Here is a 19,315-nt window from a genome sequence, read left to right on the forward strand (position 1 = left end):
AGGACCGAATGAACCGCAGACAGCTTATCGCCAGCGTCGCCGCCCTGACGACGATCAGCCTTGCCGCGCCCACCTGGGCACAGGACGAGCCGCTGAAGGTCGGCTTCATCTATGTCGGCCCCGTGGGCGACGGCGGCTGGACCTATCAGCACGACCAGGGCCGCCTTGCGGTCGAGGCGGAATACGGCGACCGCGTGGAAACCACCTTCATCGAAAGCGTGCCCGAAGGGGCGGACGCCGAACGCGCCATCACCCAACTGGCATTGGCCGGAAACAAGCTGATCTTCACGACCAGCTTCGGCTTCATGGACCCGACCATCAACGTCGCGGCCAAGTTCCCGGACATCAAGTTCGAACACGCCACCGGCTACAAGCGGGCCGAGAACGTCGCGACCTACGACGCGCGCTTCTACGAAGGCCGCGCGGTGATCGGCACCATCGCGGGCCGAATGACCAAGTCGAACAAGATCGGCTATATCGGGTCGTTCCCGATCCCCGAGGTGATCCAGGGCATCAACAGCAGCTTCATCCACGCCCGCAAGGTGAACCCGGACGTGGAAATGAAGGTCGTCTGGGCCTATAGCTGGTTCGACCCGGCGAAAGAGGCCGACGCCGCCGCCGCCCTGCTGGCCGAAGGCGTTGACGTGATCCTGCAGCACACCGATTCGACCGCCCCGCTGGCCAAGGCCCAGGAAGCAGGCGCCATCGGCTTCGGTCAGGCCAGCGACATGGCGGCCTTCGCCCCCACGCCGCGCGTGTCGTCCATTGTCGACAACTGGGCACCCTACTACATCAAGCGCGTGGGCCAGGTTCTTGACGGCACCTGGACCTCGGAGGCCACTTGGGCCGGCATCGGCGACGGAGAGGTCGTGATCGGCGACATCACCGACGCCGTCCCCGCCGAGGTCAAGGCCGAGGCCGAGGCCCTGCGCGACAGGATCGGCGCGGGCGAATACCATCCCTTCACGGGCCCGCTGAACAAGGCCGACGGCAGCGTCTGGCTGGCGGAAGGCCAGACCGCGACCGATCAGGATCTGTCGGGCATGAACTTCTTCGTCGAAGGGATTTCGGCCGAACTTCCGCAATAGCAGGAAGAAGACGGGGGCGCTGCCCCCGTACCCCCGGGATATTTTCTCCAAGGCAAAGACGACGACGCCCCGCTTCCAACCGGAAACGGGGCGCTTTGCCTTGGACGGTCATCGGCGTCCCCGCCTATACCGCTCGTTCAACATGGCGGGTAAAGGCTAAGAGAACGTTTCGCCCTTTGCCTTGGCGGAAAATATCCTGCGGGGTGCGGAGCGCCCGGAAAAAGGTCCAGTGGACCTTTTTCAGCGACGAACGCGCGGCACGCGCGGCGGGGGCGCAAAGCCCCCCTGCCCGGCTGCGGGTTATCCCATGCGTTCGCTGACATAGCTCCCGGGCGACGGCGGGAACACCACGGTCTTCTCACCGTTCAGGAACACGCGGCCGTGGATATGGGCATGGATCGCGCGGGCCAGAACCTGCGCCTCGACATCCCGGCCAAGGGACACATAGTCGCCAGGGGATTGCGAATGCGTCACGCGCACCGTGTCCTGTTCGATGATCGGGCCTTCGTCCAGGTCGGCGGTGACGTAGTGGCTGGTCGCGCCGATCAGCTTCACCCCGCGCTCGTAGGCCTGCTTGTAGGGGTTGGCGCCCTTGAAGGACGGCAGGAACGAATGGTGGATGTTGATGATCCGGCCCGACATGGCCTGGCACATCTCGTCCGACAGCACCTGCATGTAGCGCGCCAGAACGATCAGTTCCGCGCCGGTGTCGCGGACGATGCGCATCTGCTCGGCCTCGGCCTGGGCCTTGTTCTCCTTGGTGACGCGGATGCAGTAATAGGGCAGGTCGTGGTTCACGACGACCTTCTGATAATCCATGTGGTTGGAAATCACCGCCACGATGTCGATGGGCAGCGCGCCGATCCGCCAGCGGTACAGCAGGTCGTTCAGGCAATGCCCGAAGCGGCTGACCATGATGATGACCTTTTTCTTGACCGCGTCGTCGCTGAAATCGGCCTCCATCCCGAAGCGTTCGGCGATGGGGGTGATGCCCTGCTGCAACGTCTCCAGCGTCGCCCCGCCTTCGGACCGGAAGCTGACGCGCATGAAGAAGCGGCCGGTCTCGCTGTCGTCGAACTGCGCGCTGTCGGTGATGTTGCAGTCGTGCCCCGCCAGATAGCCGGAAATGGCGGCCACGATCCCGCGGGTCGAGGCGCAGGTGACGCGCAGCGTGTAGCTTTTCATGTGGGTTCCGCTTCCTTGGCTGTCCGGGTTCGACAGCATTTCGGACGATTGGCGGACAATGACAATCCTGTTTCCGACACCGCCGGGGGACGCAGCGACATCCCCCGGCGGCAAGGCACTCAGGCGGCGGGCATCCGAGCCTCGACCATGCCGGCATACCAGCTTGACCCCGCCGGGATCGCGTCGTCGTTGAAGTTGTAGGCCGGGTGATGGACCATCGCCGTGTCGCCGTTGCCCACGAAGATGTAGGCGCCGGGCTTTTCGTTCAGCATATAGCTGAAATCCTCGCCACCCATCATCGGCTGCATGGACAGGTTCACGTCTCCCGCAATGTCGCGCGCCACGTCGGCGGCCCAGACGGTCGCTTCCTCGTCGTTCATGGTGACCGGATAGCCGCGCTGGTAATCGACCTGCGCGGTGGCGCCCATGGCGGCGGCGATGTTGGTGGCGACGCGGGTGATGCCTTCCTGAAGCTGGTCGCGCACGGCGGGGTCAAGGCTGCGGGCCGTGCCCTTCAGCTTGACGACCTGCGGGATCACGTTATGCGCGGTCGAATCCGTGGACACGACGCAGACCGAGACCACGGCGTTCTTCAGCGGGTCGATGTTGCGCGACACGATGGACTGCAGGGCCACGATGATCTGCGCCGCCGTCAGCGTGGTGTCGATGCATTCGTGGGGCTTGGCGGCGTGCCCGCCCTTGCCGGTCACGATGATGTCGAACTGGTCGGCGGCGGCCATCATCGCCCCCGGCTTGATCGAGAAGCTGCCGACCGGCATTCCGGGCATGTTGTGCATCCCGTAGAATTCCTGGATGTTCCAGCGGGTCACGAGACCGTCGCGGACCATCGCGTCGCCGCCCCCGCCGCCTTCCTCGGCCGGCTGGAAGATCACCACGGCGGTGCCGTCGAAATTGCGCGTCTCGGCCAGGTATTTGGCGGCGCCCAGCAGCATGGCGGTATGGCCGTCATGCCCGCAGGCGTGCATCTTGCCCGGCGTTCTGGACGCATAGTCCAGGCCCGTCTGCTCGATGATCGGCAGGGCGTCCATGTCGGCGCGCAAGCCCACCACGCGGCCCTTGCTGTCGGTCTTGCCCCTGATGACGCCCACGACCCCGGTTTGCCCCACCCCCTCGACCACCTCGTCGCAGCCGAAGCCGCGCAGCAGCTCGGCCACGCGGCCCGCGGTGCGGTGAACGTCATAAAGCAGTTCGGGATGTTCGTGGAAATCGCGGCGCCAGGCGGTGATCTCGGGCAGCAGTTCGGCAAAGCGGTTCTTGACGGGCATGGTTCATCTCCTTCGCGGACGCAGGGTGGACCCTTTGTGCAGACTGCGCAAGTCGTCCGATGAGGCTAAAGGCCAGGCCCCAGCACGACGGGCGAACCGTCCGAGAACCGGTCCTGGCCGAACCGCATCTGGTCATGTCCGGGTTCACGACCCTGGATCAGCCGCGACATGACATGGCCCGCGCCCGGCCCGATGCCGGAGCCGTGGTCCGACAGGCCCGGCGCGATGAAGAACCCGGGAATCGCCTTTCGTCCAGCACCGGCACCTGGTCGGGCGTGGTGTCGATCATGCCGGCCAAGGCGATGCCGCCGCCGATCACCACCACGTCGGCGGCGTCCGGCAAGGGCGCGCGGAACTGCGGTGCCGCATCGGCGGCAATCGGCGGCCCTGCATCAGTGATGCGTCGCCGGTTCGACCAGAACCTTGTGGCCCGGCGCGACCTCGCGATAGACCGAGGGCAGGGCCCGATAGTCCACCGGATGGATCGGCGAGGGGATCGGCTTGAAGTTCAGATCCTCGCTGATCTTCTTCTGCCGGGGATCGGCCACGGGCACGGCGGCCATCAACTGCCGGGTATAGCCATGCTGCGGATTCTCGAACACCTGCCGGCGGGTGCCGATTTCCACGATGCGGCCCAGATACATGACGCCGACATGGTGGCTGACGCGTTCGACCACGGCCATGTCGTGGCTGATGAACAGCATGGAAATGCCAAGGTCCCCCTGCAGTTCCATCAGCAGGTTCAAGACCTGCGCCTGGACCGACACGTCCAGCGCCGACACCGCCTCGTCCGCGATGATCAGCTTGGGGTTCAGGGCCAGCGCGCGGGCGATGGCGATGCGCTGTCGCTGGCCGCCCGACATCTCGTGCGGATAGCGGCGCATGAAGCTGCGGGGCAGTTCCACCCGGTCGAACAGCGCGGCGATGCGGTCGCGGCGTTCCGACCGGCTGCCGATGCCAAAGTTCTCCATCGGCTCGGCCACCTGGTCATACAGCTTCATGTGCGGGTCGAGGCTGGCGAAGGGGTCCTGGAAGATCATCTGCATGTCGCGGCGCGCGCGGCGCAACTCGCCGGGCGACAGGGCCAGGATGTCGGTCCCGCCCAGGTTGACCTTGCCGGATTCCGGCTCCACTAGCCGCAGGATCGACCGCCCGCAGGTGGATTTCCCGCAGCCGGATTCGCCCACCAGCGACAGGGTCTCGCCCGCGTTGATGGTGAAGCTGACATCCTCGACGGCGTGGACGCGCGCGACCGTGCGGCGCAGCAGGCCCCCCTTGACCGCGAAGCGGGTGGTCAGGCCCTCCACCGTCAGCAAGGGCTTGGGATCGGCGACGATGATCGGTTCCGGCGCGCCGACGGTGCCGTCGCGCATCAGGCGCATCCGTTCGGGGGCGGGCTTGCCGGTCATCTCGCCCAGGCGCGGCACGGCGGCCAGCAGCATCTTGGTGTAATCCTCGCGCGGGTTTTCGAAAACCTGCTCGACCGGGCCTTCCTCGACCTTGTTGCCGCGATACATGACGACCACGCGGTCGGCCATCTGGGCCACCACGGCCATGTCATGCGTGATGAACAGGACCGCGATCCGCTTTTCGCGCTTCAGCCGGTCGATCAGCGCCAGGATCTCGGCCTGGATGGTCACGTCCAGCGCGGTCGTGGGTTCGTCGCAGATCAGCAGGCGCGGCTCGCAGGCCATGGCGATGGCGATCACGACGCGCTGGCGCATCCCGCCCGACAGTTCGTGCGGATACTGGTCCATGCGGCGCTCGGGCTCGGGGATGCGGACCTGGCGCAGGATCTCCAGCGCGCGGGCGCGGGCTTGGGCCTTGGTCATGCCGCGATGGACCATCAGCCCTTCGGTCAGCTGGTCGCCCACGGTGAAGACCGGGTTCAGCGCGGTCATCGGTTCCTGGAAGATCATGCCGATCTGGTTGCCGCGGATGTCGCGCATCGCGGCGCGAGGCTGCTGCGCCAGGTCGATGGCCCGCCCGTCGCCTCCATCGAACATCAGCCGCCCGCCCGCGATGGTGCCGCCGCCGAACTCCACCAGCCGCATCAGCGACAGCGAGCTGACCGACTTGCCCGACCCGGATTCACCCACCACGCAGACGCATTCGCCCGGATTGATGGAAAAGCTGACATCCTTGACGCCAACGACGACGCCATCGCCGGTCTCGAACTCGACCCGGAGTTTTTCAATGGAAACAAGCGGATTGTCGTCCAGCATCCTGCGGCCCCCGGCTTTGCCTTTCCCGAAGGCTAGCGGGCAGGACCGAAATGTCAAAGCTGAAAGAACCGGCGGGACGTTGCGTGATAAGGCTTGCTTTCCAAATGGGCTTCGATTGAAACTGATCCCATTCCGCGGGGACTGCAGGACAGTACGACGCCCGAATGAACCAAGGGAAACAAGAACATAAGCCCGCCAAGGGCCAAGCCGTTCTGGCCCGACCCGCGGGTCGCAACTTCCGACAGGAGAGATTGATGAAGCTGAAGACACTGCTGATGGGCGCGGCCGCCACCCTGGCGCTGGCGCCTGCCGCGATGGCCGAACGGGGCAGCGACGGCGCGCTGAACATCATCATGTGGCAGGCGCCGTCCACGATGAACCCCTACCTTTCGGGGGGCACGAAGGAGCTGATCTCGTCGTCGATGACGCTGGAGCCCTTGGCCGGCATGACGCCCGAGGGCGAGCATTACACCCGCCTTGCGGCCGAAATCCCGACGCTGGAAAACGGCGGCATCTCCGAGGATCTGAAGTCCGTCACCTGGAAGCTGCAGGACGGCCTGAAATGGTCGGACGGCACGCCCGTGACGTCGGCCGACGTGGTGTTCTCGGGCGAATACTGCATGCATCCCGAGGGCGGCTGTTCCCAGCTTGCCAAGTTCGAGGGGATCGAGAAGATCGAGGCGGTCGATGACCTGACCGTCAAGATCACCTTCGCGAACCCGATGCCCGATCCCTATTCGGCCTTTGTCGGCTCGAACTCGCCCATCATCCAGAAGGCCCAGTTCGAACAGTGCCTGGGCGCCAACGCGCCGACCTGCACGGACCAGAACTTCAACCCGATCGGCACCGGCCCCTTCCGGGTGACCCAGTTCCTGACCAACGACGTCATCACCTTCGAGGCCAATCCCGAATACCGCGACCCGGCGAAGCCCGCCTTCGCGACCGCGACCATGAAGGGCGGCGGGGATGCGGCGGCGGCGGCGCGCGCGGTGCTGGAAACCGGCGAATACGATTACGCCTGGAACACCCAGCTTGCCCCCGACGTGATCGCCGGGATGGAGCAGATGGGCAAGGGCAAGGTCAGCGCCGCCTTCGGCAGCCTGGTGGAACGCATCCACGTGAACCTGACCGACCCCTCGCCGTCGCTGCGGGAAGGCGAGCGGTCGACCGAGGCCCATCCCCATCCGTTCCTGTCCGACCCGGCGGTGCGCAAGGCGCTGTCCATGGCCATCGACCGCCAGCTTCTGACGGAAATCGGCTATGGCTCGGCGGGCCAGCCCACCTGCAACTATGTCCCCGCCCCCGAGGCCTGGGCCTCGCCCAACCAGGAATGCCTGACCCAGGACATCGAGGGCGCCAAGGCGCTGCTGGACCAGGCCGGCTGGACGGTCGGCGGCAGCGGCGTGCGCGAAAAGGACGGCGTCCAGTTGAAGATGGTCTTCCAGACCTCGGTCAACGCGGTGCGGCAGGACTTCCAGGCGCTGATCAAGCAGTGGTGGTCGGAAATCGGCATCGAGACCGAGTTGAAGACCGTCGATGCCTCGGTCTTCTTCGGGACCGACCCCGGCTCGCCCGACACGCTGCAGAAGTTCTATGCGGATGTCGAAATGTATGCCGACAACTTCGAGGGCGGGAACCCCGCGCCCTATCTGGCGAAATGGACCTGCGACAAGGCGCCCAGCCCCAAGAACCAGTGGCAGGGCGAGAACATCAGCCGCTATTGCGATCCCGCCTATGACGCGATGATGGTGGAACTGTCCAAGACCGTCGATCCGGCGGAACGCGGCAAGATCGGCCAGAAGCTGAACGAGATGCTGACCAAGGAAAGCAACGCGATCATCCCGCTGATCTATCGCGGCACGGCCTCGGCCCATTCGAACACCCTGGGCGGCGTGCAGTTGAACGCCTGGGACTCGGAACTGTGGAACGTGGCCGACTGGACCCGCGTGCAGCAGTGATCCCGTTCCGGCCCCGCGATCCGTCGCGGGGCCGGTCCCGTGCCGGTCCATCGACGATCGAAGCCGCGCCGAACGAAGCGCCCTGACCGAGGCATACGATGCTGACATTCACCATCCGGCGTCTGCTGCTGGCCATCCCGACATTGCTGTTCATCTCGCTGGTGATCTTCCTGCTGCTGGAGGCATCGCCCGGCGATCCCCTGGGCGACGTGCCCCTGACCGTCCCCCCCGAGGTGAAGGAACGGATGCGCGAGGCGCTGGGCCTGGGCTCGCCCTGGTATGTCCGCTATGTCCTGTGGCTGAAGCAGTTCTTCTGGGTCGAGCCGCTGTTCTGGTTCGACCAGGTCTTCGGCACGCAGTTCAGCGCCGGGATGCAGCGCATCATCAGCTTCCAGTCGCGCAGCCCGGTCTTCGATGTGATCGCGCAGCGCGTGCCGCAGACGCTGACGGTGGTAGGCTTCAGCTATCTGGTGGGCGTGCTGATCGCGCTGCCGATCGGCATCATCTCGGCCTACAAGCAGTATAGCTGGTTCGACCAGCTCGGCACCTTCGTGTCGATGATCGGCTTTTCGATGCCCACCTTCTTCACCGGCGTGGTGCTGATCATCATCTTCGGGGTGAAGCTGCAATGGTTCCCCTCGGTCTATGACACGACCTTGCAGGTGCGGGACTGGGGCAGCTTTTGGGCGCAGGTGCGGCAGATGGTCATGCCGGTGACGGTCCTGGCCTTGTACAACGCGGCGCAGATCAGCCGCTTCATGCGCGCATCCATGCTGGACAACCTGGGCCAGGACTATGTCCGCACGGCGCGGGCCAAGGGGCTGTCGGAAAGGACCGTGGTGCTGAAGCACGTGCTGCGCAACAGCCTGATCCCGGTCATCACCGTGATCGCGCTTGGCCTGCCCGCCGTCTTCGGCGGCGCGATCATCACGGAACAGGTGTTCAAGGTGAACGGCCTGGGCCAGTTGCTGATCACCGCGATCCACGGCAACGACATCCCCATGGTGCTGACGCTGACCTTCATCTTCGCGATCCTGATCGTGCTGTTCACCCTGATTGCCGACATCCTCTACGGCATTCTCGACCCGAGGATTCGCTATGACTGACAAGCAGCGCCAGCACGACCTGGACATCGCCGAGGCGGTGGACGCCACGGCGGCATCCGCCGGAGTGGTGGCGGGCCTGCCCCCCGACGATCCCCACCACGCCGGCGAGACGCGCAGCCAGTGGCGCGAGGTCTGGCGGCAGTTCCGCAGCCATCGCGGCGCCATGGTGGCGCTGGTGCTGTTCGTCCTGACGATCCTGTTCGTGGTCGCCGGTCCCTACATCTGGACCATCGACCCGACCTATGTGGACATCCGCGCCCGCAATTCGGGCTTTTCCGCCGCGCATCCCCTGGGCACCGACCAACTGGGCCGCGACATGCTGGCGCGGCTGATGGCCGGGGGACGCGTCTCCATCGCCGTGGGCCTGACGGCCATGATCATCGCGATCACGCTGGGCAGCCTGATCGGCGTCGTCTCGGGCTATTTCCGCAGGCTGGACGCGCCCCTGATGCGGATGACGGAGCTGTTCCTGGCCCTGCCCCTGCTGCCCCTGCTGCTGCTGATGGTGACGCTGTTCCGCGAGCCCTTGTCGCAATCCTTCGGCCCGGCCATGGGCACCTTCATCCTGATCGTCTCGGCCATCGGGGCGACAAGCTGGATGCAGGCGGCGCGGATCGTGCGCGGCGACGTGCTGGGCCTGAAGGAACGAGAGTTCATCCTGGCCGCTAAATCCATCGGCACGCCCGCCCACCGCATGATCCTGCGCCATGTGCTGCCGAACGTGCTCTCGCCCATCATGGTCGCCGCGACCCTGGGCATCGCCACGGCGATCATCACCGAAAGCGCGCTGTCCTTCCTGGGACTTGGTTTCCCGCCGGATTTCCCGACCTGGGGGCGGTTGCTGTACGACGCGGTGGACCAGATGATCATGTATCCGTGGCGGGTGATCCTGCCGGGGCTGTTCATATCCTTGACGGTGCTGTGCGTGAACTACATCGGCGACGGGCTGCGTGACGCGATGGACCCGCGCATCCGGGGACGGTAATTCGCGAGGAATGTGAACGAAGGCGGAACACGGGCTTTCCATGATCCGCCCTTGCGCCTATGTTGGCGGGATGGAGCTTTTGGACGATTCCGACGACATGGGCGGCGTGCCGCTGTCACAACGCGCGATGGCCGCGCGCCCTGCCCCTTATCTGGACGGGCTGAACCCCGCGCAGCGCGCGGCGGTGGAAACGCTGGACGGGCCGGTCCTGATGCTGGCGGGCGCGGGCACCGGCAAGACACGGGCGCTGACCACGCGGATCGCGCATCTGCTGATGCTGGGCAAAGCACGGCCGGGGCAGATCCTGGCCGTGACCTTTACCAACAAGGCCGCGCGCGAGATGAAGAACCGCATCGCCCGCCTGCTGGGCGAAACGGTCGAGGGGATGCCCTGGCTGGGCACCTTCCATTCGATCAGCGTGAAAATCCTGCGCCGCCATGCCGAGTTGATCGGCAATGGCGAACTGCACCTGAAGCCCAGCTTCACGATCCTGGACACCGACGACCAGATCCGCCTGCTGAAGCAATTGATCCAGGCCGAGAACCTGGATGAGAAACGCTGGCCCGCCCGGCAGCTTGCGGGCCTGATCGACGGCTGGAAGAACCGCTGCCTGACGCCCGCAAATCTGCCCAAGGGTGAGATGGCCAGCTTCGACGGCTGGGGCGGAAAGCTCTACAAGGCCTATCAGGACCGGCTGCTGACGCTGAACGCCGTCGATTTCGGCGACCTCTTGATGCATTGCGTGACGCTGTTCCAGGCGCACCCGGATGTGCTGGGCGGCTGGCAGGACCGCTTCCGCTATATCCTGGTGGACGAATACCAGGACACCAACGTGGCGCAATACATGTGGCTGCGGCTGCTGGCCCAGGCGCATCGCAACATCTGCTGCGTGGGCGACGACGACCAGTCGATCTATGGCTGGCGCGGCGCCGAGGTCGGCAACATCCTGCGCTTCGAGCAGGATTTCCCCGGCGCGCAGGTGGTTCGGCTGGAACAGAACTATCGGTCCACCCCGCAGATCCTGGCCGCCGCCTCGGGCCTGATCGCCGCCAACCAGGGCCGCCTGGGCAAGACCCTGTGGACCGATGCCGAGGCGGGCGAGCCGGTCCGCCTGATCGGCCATTGGGACAGCGAGGCCGAGGCCCGCTGGATCGGCGAGGAGATCGAGGCCTTCCACGGCGGCCATCGCGCCAGCGTCGGCCGCACCAGCCTGAACGACATCGCCATCCTGGTCCGCGCGTCCCACCAGATGCGGGCCTTCGAGGATCGCTTCATGTCCATCGGCCTACCCTATCGCGTGATCGGCGGGCCGCGCTTTTATGAACGGCAGGAAATCCGCGACGCGATGGCCTATTTCCGGCTGGCGGTCAGCCCCGCCGACGACCTGGCCTTCGAACGCATCGCCAACACCCCCAAGCGGGGCTTGGGCGAGAAGGGCTTGCAGGCCATTCAATCCATGGCCCGGGCGCGAAAGATCTCGCTGCTGGAAGGCACCGTTGCCGCGCTGACGGCGGGCGACCTGTCGGGCAAGGCCGCGGCCAACATGCGCCAGTTCGCGGAAAGCATGGGCCGCTGGCACGCCGACACCCTGGACGACCGCGTCAACCACGTCGAACTGGCCGAGCGGATCCTGGACGAATCCGGCTATACCGCCATGTGGCAGGCCGACAAGTCGCCCGACGCGCCGGGGCGGCTGGACAACCTCAAGGAACTGGTCAAGGCGCTGGAGGAGTTCGAGAACCTGCAAGGGTTCCTGGAACACGTCGCCCTTGTCATGGACCGCGACGACGGGGACGCCGCCGAACAGGTCAGCATCATGACCCTGCACGCCGCCAAGGGGTTGGAGTTTCCGGTGGTCTTCCTGCCGGGATGGGAGGACGGGCTGTTTCCCAGCCAGCGCGCCATGGACGAGAACGGCACCAAGGGGCTGGAGGAGGAACGCCGCCTGGCCTACGTGGGCATCACCCGCGCCGAACGGCTGGCCACGATCAGCTTCGCGGGCAACCGGCGGCTTTACGGGCAATGGCAAAGTTCCATGCCCTCGCGCTTCGTCGACGAGCTGCCGCCCGAGCATGTGGAGGTTCTAACCCCGCCCGGCCTCTACGGCGGCGGCTATGGCGCGGCGATGGCCTTTGCCGCGGGCGGGCCGGTCAGCGCGCTGCACGAACGCGCGGCCAAGGCGGACGTCTACAACTCGCCCGGCTGGAAGCGGATGCAGGCGCGGGCGTCGGAACGCAAGGCACCGGTCCACCGCGCGCCCATCATCATCGACGCCGAACCCGCCGCGAAATTCACTGTGGGCGACCGCGTGACCCATGCCAAGTTTGGCGAGGGCACGGTCATGGGCATTGCCGAGGACACGCTGACCGTGCAATTCGCGGCGGGCTTCAAGAACATCAAGGCGGCCTATGTCCAGCCGATTGGCGGGGATGACGACGTTCCGTTCTAAGATCCGGCCGTTCTGACGGCTGGTTCCCTGCCGGGTGCGGTGCTAACCTGCCGGGAAACCGTCGGGACCGCCCTTGGCCGCCTTCTTCCGCCTGATCCTGTTCCTACTGATCGCCGAATGGGCGTTCTATCTGCTGCTGCGGACCTATCTGCGTTCCTTGCGGACCGAACGGCTGGAGGAGATCTGGGACACCCGCCACCCCGCCATGCCGGGGAACACCCCCGCCCGGCGCGCGTTCGTCCGCAGGTCCATGATCGGCTTTGACAGGACGCTGAAATCACGGCTGTTGCTTCTGGTCTTCGTTCTGCCCAATCTAGCGGTCATGGGCATCATCTATTGGATCAACTGGCAGTAAGGACCGCTTTCCATGCATTACCTCAAGGTCGCGGTCGGCGTGCTGTTCGGCGTCGTGGTGTTCCTGTTCCTGGACTATGCGCTGCCGTCCAAGAACACGGTGCGGATCACCAACACCTATAACCGGCTGACCTCGGTCACGCCCTCGAACGCGATCTTCTTTGCGTCCGACAACACCGGCACGGTGGAAAACGCGGCAGGCCAGCGCGACGTCCGCTTCATCGAGACTGTGCGCCCGAACGGCAAAGTCTTCGTCTACCGCAACGAGGATACCGGCTGGATCTGGCCGCCCTACTTCAAGTACGACAGCGCCAACCTCCAGGCCGAGGCGACGAACCTGCAATCGGGCCGCGACAATCCGCAATGGGTCAGCATCACGGCCTATGGCTGGCGGCTGGCGTTCCTGTCCACCTATCCCAATGCCGTCAGCATCGACACCCTGTCGGGCCCGGACGAACGCCCGCGCAACTGGGCCGCTTCCATCGTCTGCATCGGGTTGCTGGCCTTGCTGGCGCTGATCTGGCGGATGTGGGCGCAGTTCCAGGAACGCGGCTTCGGCTGGCGGAGGAAGGCATGACCCGCAACCCCGGCACCGCGCTGCGCACCGACGGCTTCGCGGACATCCGCATCAACACGCCCGCCGTCGAACGCCGTGCCGCCACCCTGCCCGCCCGGCGCAGCCTGAAGAAGGACCATCAGGCGGCCTGGCTTCTGAACGCCGTGCGCTGTATCGATCTGACCACGCTGGCGGGCGACGACACGCCCGACCGGGTGGCGCGGCTCTGCGCCAAGGCCCGCCAGCCCATCGCGCCCGACCTGCTGGAGGCGATGGGGGTATCCCACCTCACCACCGGCGCGGTCTGCGTCTATCCGACCATGGTGGCGCCCGCCAAGCGCGCGCTGGGCAATTCCGGCATTCCCGTCGCCAGCGTCGCCACCGGCTTTCCGGCCGGGCTGATGCCCCTGAACCTGCGACTTGCCGAGATCCTGTATGCCGTCGAACACGGCGCGGACGAGATCGACATCGTCATCACGCGCGCCCATGTCCTGCGCGGGGAGTGGGCGGCGCTTTACGACGAACTCTGCGCCATGCGCGAGGCCTGCGGGGACGCGAAGATGAAGGCGATCCTGGCGACGGGCGACCTGAAGTCGCTGGAGAATGTCGCCCGCGCCAGCCATGTCGCCATGCAAACAGGGGCCGACTGGATCAAGACCTCGACCGGGAAGGAAGGCGTGAACGCCACCCTGCCCGTGTCGCTGGTGATGTGCCGGGCGATCCGCGATTATCGCGACCAGACGGGCCATGTCGTGGGCTTCAAGCCTGCGGGCGGGTTGCGCACCGCCAAGGACGCGCTGAACTGGCAGGTGCTGATGGCCGAGGAACTGGGCCGCGACTGGCTGCGCCCGGACCTGTTCCGCATCGGTGCCTCCTCCCTTCTGGGCGACATCGAGCGCCAGATCAGCCACCATGTGACGGGCCGCTACGGGGCCGCCCATCGCCAAGCTCTTGCCTGAGGACCGCATGACCAGCGTGAGCGAATTGATGGAAACACTGGAATACGGCCCCTCGGTCGAGGACAGCGCGGCAGTGCGCGACTGGCTGACGCGGCGGGGGGCGTTCGGGCATTTCATCGGCGGCAGCTTCACCGAACCGGGCACGCTGTTCGATACGCGCGATCCCGCGACGGGCGAGGTGCTGGCGCAGGTGACGCAGGGCAGCGCCGATGACGTGGCAGCGGCGGTCGAGGCGGCACGCAAGGCGCAGCCCGCATGGGCGGCCCTGTCGGGGACGCAGCGGGCGCGGCATCTCTATGCCATGGCGCGGCATGTGCAGAAACGCGAACGCTTCCTGTCGGTGCTGGAGACGCTGGACAACGGCAAGCCCATCCGGGAAGCGCGCGACATCGACGTGCCGCTGGTCGCGCGGCACTTTTATCACCATGCCGGATGGGCGGAACTGCGCGACACTGTGCTGCCGGGGCATCAACCGCTTGGTGTCTGCGGCCAGATCATCCCGTGGAACTTTCCGCTGCTGATGCTGGCCTGGAAGATCGCGCCCGCGCTTGCGGCGGGGAACACGGTGGTGCTGAAGCCTGCCGAATACACGCCCCTGACCGCGCTCGCCTTCGCCGAGATCTGCCAGGAGACCGGCCTGCCTGCGGGCGTCGTGAACATCGTCACCGGCGACGGCGACACCGGCGCGGCGCTGGTCGCGGCGGATGTGGACAAGATCGCCTTCACCGGCTCGACCGAGGTGGGGCGCGCGATTGCCGGCAAGCTTGCCGGGACGGCCAAGCGCCTGACGCTGGAACTGGGCGGCAAGTCGCCCTTTGTGGTCATGCCCGATGCCGACCTGGACGCGGCGGTGGAAGGCGTGGTGGACTCGATCTGGTTCAACGGGGGCCAGGTCTGCTGCGCCGGCTCGCGCATCCTTGTGGCCGAGGCGGTGGCGGATCGGTTCGAGTCGCTGCTGAACGTGCGCATGGCCCGGCTGCGGGTCGGCCCGCCGCTGGACAAGTCCACCGATGTCGGCGCCATTGTCGATCCGATCCAGAAGGACCGCATCCTGACGATTTGCAAGGCCGCGACCGATGCAGGGGCGGAACTGGTCGGCGGTGGGGCAGAGGACGGCTGCTTCATCGCGCCGGGCTATCTGCGCAACATCAGCCCCGCCAATCCGGGCTTCGAGCAGGAAATCTTCGGCCCCATCGCCACGCTGTCCACCTTCCGCACCGCGGACGAGGCGGTGGAGTTGGCGAACAACACGCGCTATGGCCTCGCCGCCTCGGTCTGGTCGGAAAGCGCGGCGGTGGCGACGGATCTCGCGGCCCGGATCAAGGCGGGCGTGGTCTGGCTCAACTGCGCCAACCTGTTTGATGGCGCGGCGCCCTTTGGCGGGTATCGCGAAAGCGGCTTCGGACGCGAAGGCGGGCGCGTGGGGATGCTGGATTATCTGGCGGAACCGCCGGTCGATACTATCCAAGAACCGGCCCCCGCTGCGCCCGTTGCTACGACCACTGGCGAAGGTCAGGCCGCGGGTCTGGACCGGACCGCCAAACTCTACATCGGCGGGACGCAGAAGCGACCCGATGGGGGCGCATCATACGCCGTGCCGGGCGGGCTGGCGCCCTTGGGCAGTCGCAAGGACATCCGCAACGCCGTCGAGGCGGCGGCAAAGGCGGGCAAGTGGACGGCCATGGGCAGCCACGCCCGCGCGCAGGTGCTGTATTACATCGCCGAGAACCTGTCGGCCCGCGCGGACGAGTTCGCCGCTCGCACAAGCCGGGCCGAGGTCGATGCGGCCATCGCCCGCGCCTTCCATTACGCCGCCTGGGCCGACAAGTTCGACGGCGCGAACGTGCAGGCCAAGCCCGGCCATCTGCTGAACGTGGTCAACGAACCCTTCGGCGTCATGGGGATCGGTTGCCCCAACGCGCAGCCGCTGGCGGGCTTCATGTCGCTGGTCATGCCCGCCATCGCCATGGGCAACCGCGTGATAGCCATCCCCGCGCCCGACGATCCTCTGCCGGTGCTGGACCTATATCAGGTCTTCGACACCTCGGATCTGCCGGGGGGCGTGATCAACATCATCACCGGCCCACGCGATGAACTGGCGAAAACCCTCGCCGCGCATGACGAGGTCGCGGCGATGTGGACCGTCGGCGGCGACCTGGCGGCAGTGGAAAAGGTGGCAGGCGGCAACCTCAAGCCCGTCTGGGCGCCCGCGCATCGCGACTGGACCGGCCCGCAGGCGCAGGGAGAGGTCTTCCTGCGCCATGCCACGCAGACCAAGACGATCTGGCTGCCCTATGGCGCCCTGCCCGAAGGCACGGGGTCTGCCGCCTACTAGGCGCGCAGGCCCGCGAAGGTCATCGGGTCCAGCGAGGCCTGGGCAAAGGTCGGCCCGCTGGTCATCAGGCTGACCGCGTCATGCGAATGCAGCGATTCCTGGTGGCTGGCGACCACCCGGAAATCGCCGAAGCGCGGGTCGGCCATCAACTGCCCTGCGAAGGCGCGCACCGCATCCTCGACGAAGATCGGGTTCGCGGCGTTCAGTTCGGCAAAGGCCTGCTCGTCCTCTCGCTTGACCATCACCTGCGTTTCCGTGGGCACGGCGCGGCGGCAAAGCTCGACCATGTCCTCGAACCAGATCTTGTCCGGGCCGTGCATCACCGCCGAGATCCGCGCGATCGACCGCTGCGAATGGGGCGTCGCCAGCCGCGACCGCGTCTCGCGGGCATGTTCGGACAGTTCCAGCGAACACGGGCAGGTCGAGGAATAGACATAGTCGAAATGCATGATCCGCAGCCGCTGGCCGTGAAAATCCAGGATCTCCATCGCGATGTCGTAATACTGCCAGCCCGACAGGCCGGACCGCAGCGAGTCGACGCGGATCGGATAGGAGAACTTCATCTGGATGCGGGCGTCATAGGCGTCCAGATCCGCCTGGTAGTCGTCCAACGCGGCTTCCAGCACCTTGAGGCTGAAGGCATGTTCGGAATGGGCGTAGAAGGACCGCATGATCCGGGACATGTTGATGCCCTTGCGGTCGGCCTCCAGGCTGACGGTGCCGGTGACGCTGGTTTCCAGGGTGATTTCTCCGCCATCGCGCCGCTGATAGCGGATCGGCAGGCGGAAATTGGAAATGCCGACATGCTGGATGGGCGCGCGGGCGCCGACGATCAGGCTGGCGGGGCCGTTCTGCAGGTCGGGCAGCCCGGCCTTGTAGGCGTCGTCCACCCGGAAACCGGCATCGTACTGGCGCACGAGGGCCGGATAGGCAGGGATCATCGGGCGGGCTTCGGTCATCGGGACATCCCTTGTCGGATCGCGGCACAATATGGGGGCCGGAGGCGGAAATCCAAAGAACAAATCCGGCGGGACGGGCCGCTTTCGCGACCCGAAGGGCATCAGGCAGCCAGCGCCCGCATCAGGTCGTCGATCAGATCCTGCGCATCCTCGAGCCCAATCGACAGGCGCAAAAGGCCCGGCGTGATGCCCAGATAGGCGCGGTCCTCGTCGGACAGGCGCTGGTGCGTGGTCGTGGCGGGATGCGTGACGATGGATTTCGCGTCACCCAGGTTGTTCGAGATCTTGATGATCCCAAGCCGGTTCAGGGCGGCAAAGGCGGCTTCCTTGCCGCCCGCGACCTCGAACGCGATCATCGTGCCGCCCGAGCCCATGGACCGCATCGCCAGGTCGTGCTGCGGATGATCGGCCAGGCCCGGATAGATCACGCGGGACAGCGCCGGATGGCCCTGCAAGGCCTGCGCCACCTTCAGCGCGGCGTCGGCCTGGGCGCGGACTCGCAGGTCCATCGTCGTCAACCCGTTCAGCATGATCCAGCTATGGAACGGGCTGATCGCGCCGCCGGTATGCTTCAGGTAGGGCTCGGCCACCTCGCGCACGAACTGGCGGGTGCCGCAGATCACGCCCGCAAGGGCGCGACCGCCGCCGTCGATATGCTTGGTCGCGGAATAGACCACCACATCGGCGCCCAGATCCACCGCGCGCGAAAAGACCGGCGTGGCGAAGACGTTGTCCACGACCACCAGCGCACCGACGGCGTGCGCCAGACGCGCGACGCCCTGGATGTCGATCACCTCGAGCGTGGGGTTCGACAGGCTTTCGAAGAACACGGCCTTGGTGCCGGGACGCAGCGCGGCCTGCCACTGGTCCAGGTCGGTGCCGTCCACATAGCTGACCTCGACCCCGAATTTCGCCAGCAGGTCCAGAACGTAAAGGCAGGACCCGAACAGCGCACGGGCCGCGACGACATGGTCGCCGGGCTTCAGCATGGAAAACAGCGCGCCGTTCACCGCTGCCATGCCGCTGGCGGTGGCGAAGGCGTCCTCGGTCCCTTCCAGCGCGGCGATGCGGTCCTCGAACATGCGCGAGGTGGGGTTGCCGTAGCGGGCATAGATGAACTCGTCCGGACCGGTGCCCTTGAAGCGGGCCTCGGCCTGTTCGGCGCTGTCATAGACGAAGCCCTGCGTCAGGAAGATCGCCTCGGCCATCTCGCCGTATTGGCTGCGGCGGATGCCGTGGTGGACGGCTTGCGTGCGCGGGTGAAGGCCCTTGGCCGAACTGTCGCTCATTCGAATGCCCCTTGCTGACGCAAAGGGGGTTAGCGCCCCGGGCCTTCTGGCGCAAGGGACAAGGCCCGGCCCGGTCCCGCAGGGCGGCGCGGCGGAGTTCGCGTTCGGGTTGAGAGATCCGCCACGCCCGCGCACCGGCAACTTCGTGGTGCTCGGATTTATCATTACCAAACAAGCAATTGATGTTTAACTCAAGGTTATTGTCCAAATGGACAGGTTGAGCCGCCCATGGCACGCCAGTAAGTTGACTGGGCGGTCAAGAAGATCAGGCCGCGCAGGAAAGAGCGGCCCCAAGCTGGAATGCGGACATGACGCTGGACTATGCGAACGAATATCCTGACGTCCTGTCACGGCAATCCGAAGGGGACGGGCTTTCCGGCCGCGCTCGGCGTTCGGGGGCGGTTTTGATCGAACGGGACGGCATGTCCAATTTTGTGTTGGGCCGCGCATCCACGGCCGATCCGGTGAGGAACCGGCGGATGGATGAAACGGCCGCGTGTTTGTGTGAGGATCTGCCAGTCTGACCGATCATTGTTCCGATCGGTTCCTACAAGGGCCAAGTCACCAGTTTCGTTTCATGT

Annotated in this window: 16 protein-coding genes; 10 read left to right on the forward strand and 6 right to left on the reverse strand. The window is 66.1% G+C overall.

All coding sequences use genetic code 11. From position 1 onward, the window contains the following. Positions 1-8 precede the first annotated feature (8 nt). Complete coding sequence (locus J0F76_RS03940; protein WP_207465961.1) at positions 9-1,088, forward strand: BMP family ABC transporter substrate-binding protein; 1,080 nt, start codon at positions 9-11, stop codon at positions 1,086-1,088. Positions 1,089-1,388: 300 nt separating this feature from the next. On the opposite strand, the gene purU is transcribed toward J0F76_RS03940, so the two are convergent. The 4 genes from purU to J0F76_RS03960 form a co-directional block, all read right to left on the reverse strand. Further along, a complete protein-coding gene (gene purU, locus J0F76_RS03945; protein WP_207465963.1) occupies positions 1,389-2,273 on the reverse strand; it encodes a formyltetrahydrofolate deformylase in 885 nt (294 codons plus the stop codon). A gap of 119 nt (positions 2,274-2,392) precedes the next feature. Then, positions 2,393-3,559, reverse strand: a complete 1,167-nt coding sequence (locus tag J0F76_RS03950; RefSeq protein ID WP_207465965.1) for a M20 aminoacylase family protein — start codon at positions 3,557-3,559, stop codon at positions 2,393-2,395. Positions 3,560-3,716: 157 nt separating this feature from the next. After that, positions 3,717-3,902: a hypothetical protein gene (locus tag J0F76_RS03955; RefSeq protein ID WP_207465967.1), complete on the reverse strand. Its 186-nt coding sequence runs from the start codon at positions 3,900-3,902 to the stop codon at positions 3,717-3,719. 49 nt (positions 3,903-3,951) lie between these two features. Beyond that, the gene (locus J0F76_RS03960; protein ID WP_207465969.1) at positions 3,952-5,784 is read right to left on the reverse strand and encodes an ABC transporter ATP-binding protein; all 1,833 of its coding nucleotides are present in this window, start codon (positions 5,782-5,784) and stop codon (positions 3,952-3,954) included. A gap of 254 nt (positions 5,785-6,038) precedes the next feature. Here J0F76_RS03960 and J0F76_RS03965 point away from each other — a divergent pair, with 254 nt between their 5' ends. The 8 genes from J0F76_RS03965 (at position 6,039) to J0F76_RS04000 (ending at position 16,486) form a co-directional block, all read left to right on the forward strand. Then, on the forward strand, positions 6,039-7,742 hold the full coding sequence (locus tag J0F76_RS03965) for a peptide ABC transporter substrate-binding protein (protein ID WP_207465971.1): 1,704 nt from the start codon (positions 6,039-6,041) through the stop codon (positions 7,740-7,742). 98 nt (positions 7,743-7,840) lie between these two features. After that, positions 7,841-8,848 (forward strand): ABC transporter permease, encoded by a 1,008-nt coding sequence (locus J0F76_RS03970; protein WP_207465972.1) that lies wholly within the window; start codon positions 7,841-7,843, stop codon positions 8,846-8,848. Continuing rightward, entirely contained in the window at positions 8,841-9,833 is a 993-nt protein-coding gene (locus tag J0F76_RS03975; protein ID WP_207465974.1) for an ABC transporter permease, read from the forward strand. Before J0F76_RS03970 ends, J0F76_RS03975 begins: the two co-directional genes overlap by 8 nt. A gap of 70 nt (positions 9,834-9,903) precedes the next feature. Then, on the forward strand, positions 9,904-12,282 hold the full coding sequence (locus J0F76_RS03980; protein ID WP_207466042.1) for an ATP-dependent helicase: 2,379 nt from the start codon (positions 9,904-9,906) through the stop codon (positions 12,280-12,282). 73 nt (positions 12,283-12,355) lie between these two features. Then, positions 12,356-12,637 (forward strand): hypothetical protein, encoded by a 282-nt coding sequence (locus J0F76_RS03985; RefSeq protein WP_207465977.1) that lies wholly within the window; start codon positions 12,356-12,358, stop codon positions 12,635-12,637. Between the two features lie 12 nt (positions 12,638-12,649). Further along, complete coding sequence (locus J0F76_RS03990; RefSeq protein WP_207465979.1) at positions 12,650-13,213, forward strand: DUF1523 family protein; 564 nt, start codon at positions 12,650-12,652, stop codon at positions 13,211-13,213. Next, positions 13,210-14,151, forward strand: coding sequence for a deoxyribose-phosphate aldolase (gene deoC / locus J0F76_RS03995; protein WP_207465981.1), 942 nt, complete (start codon positions 13,210-13,212; stop codon positions 14,149-14,151). The genes J0F76_RS03990 and deoC overlap by 4 nt, the downstream gene beginning before the upstream one ends. Before the next feature lie 7 nt (positions 14,152-14,158). Continuing rightward, positions 14,159-16,486, forward strand: a complete 2,328-nt coding sequence (locus tag J0F76_RS04000) for an aldehyde dehydrogenase family protein (protein ID WP_207465983.1) — start codon at positions 14,159-14,161, stop codon at positions 16,484-16,486. Here J0F76_RS04000 and folE2 read toward each other — a convergent pair. Both folE2 and metZ read right to left on the reverse strand, forming a co-directional pair. Next, complete coding sequence (gene folE2, locus J0F76_RS04005; RefSeq protein WP_377707059.1) at positions 16,483-17,547, reverse strand: GTP cyclohydrolase FolE2; 1,065 nt, start codon at positions 17,545-17,547, stop codon at positions 16,483-16,485. The genes J0F76_RS04000 and folE2 overlap by 4 nt on opposite strands. Beyond that, on the reverse strand, positions 17,547-18,734 hold the full coding sequence (gene metZ / locus J0F76_RS04010) for an O-succinylhomoserine sulfhydrylase (RefSeq protein WP_207465987.1): 1,188 nt from the start codon (positions 18,732-18,734) through the stop codon (positions 17,547-17,549). The genes folE2 and metZ overlap by 1 nt, the downstream gene beginning before the upstream one ends. Positions 18,735-19,042: 308 nt before the next feature. On the opposite strand from metZ, the gene J0F76_RS04015 reads away from it, so the two are divergent. Beyond that, entirely contained in the window at positions 19,043-19,258 is a 216-nt protein-coding gene (locus J0F76_RS04015; protein WP_207465989.1) for a hypothetical protein, read from the forward strand. Positions 19,259-19,315: the final 57 nt, after the last annotated feature.

Origin of the sequence: Paracoccus fontiphilus (assembly GCF_017356265.1) — a bacterium.
GTDB lineage: Bacteria > Pseudomonadota > Alphaproteobacteria > Rhodobacterales > Rhodobacteraceae > Paracoccus > Paracoccus fontiphilus.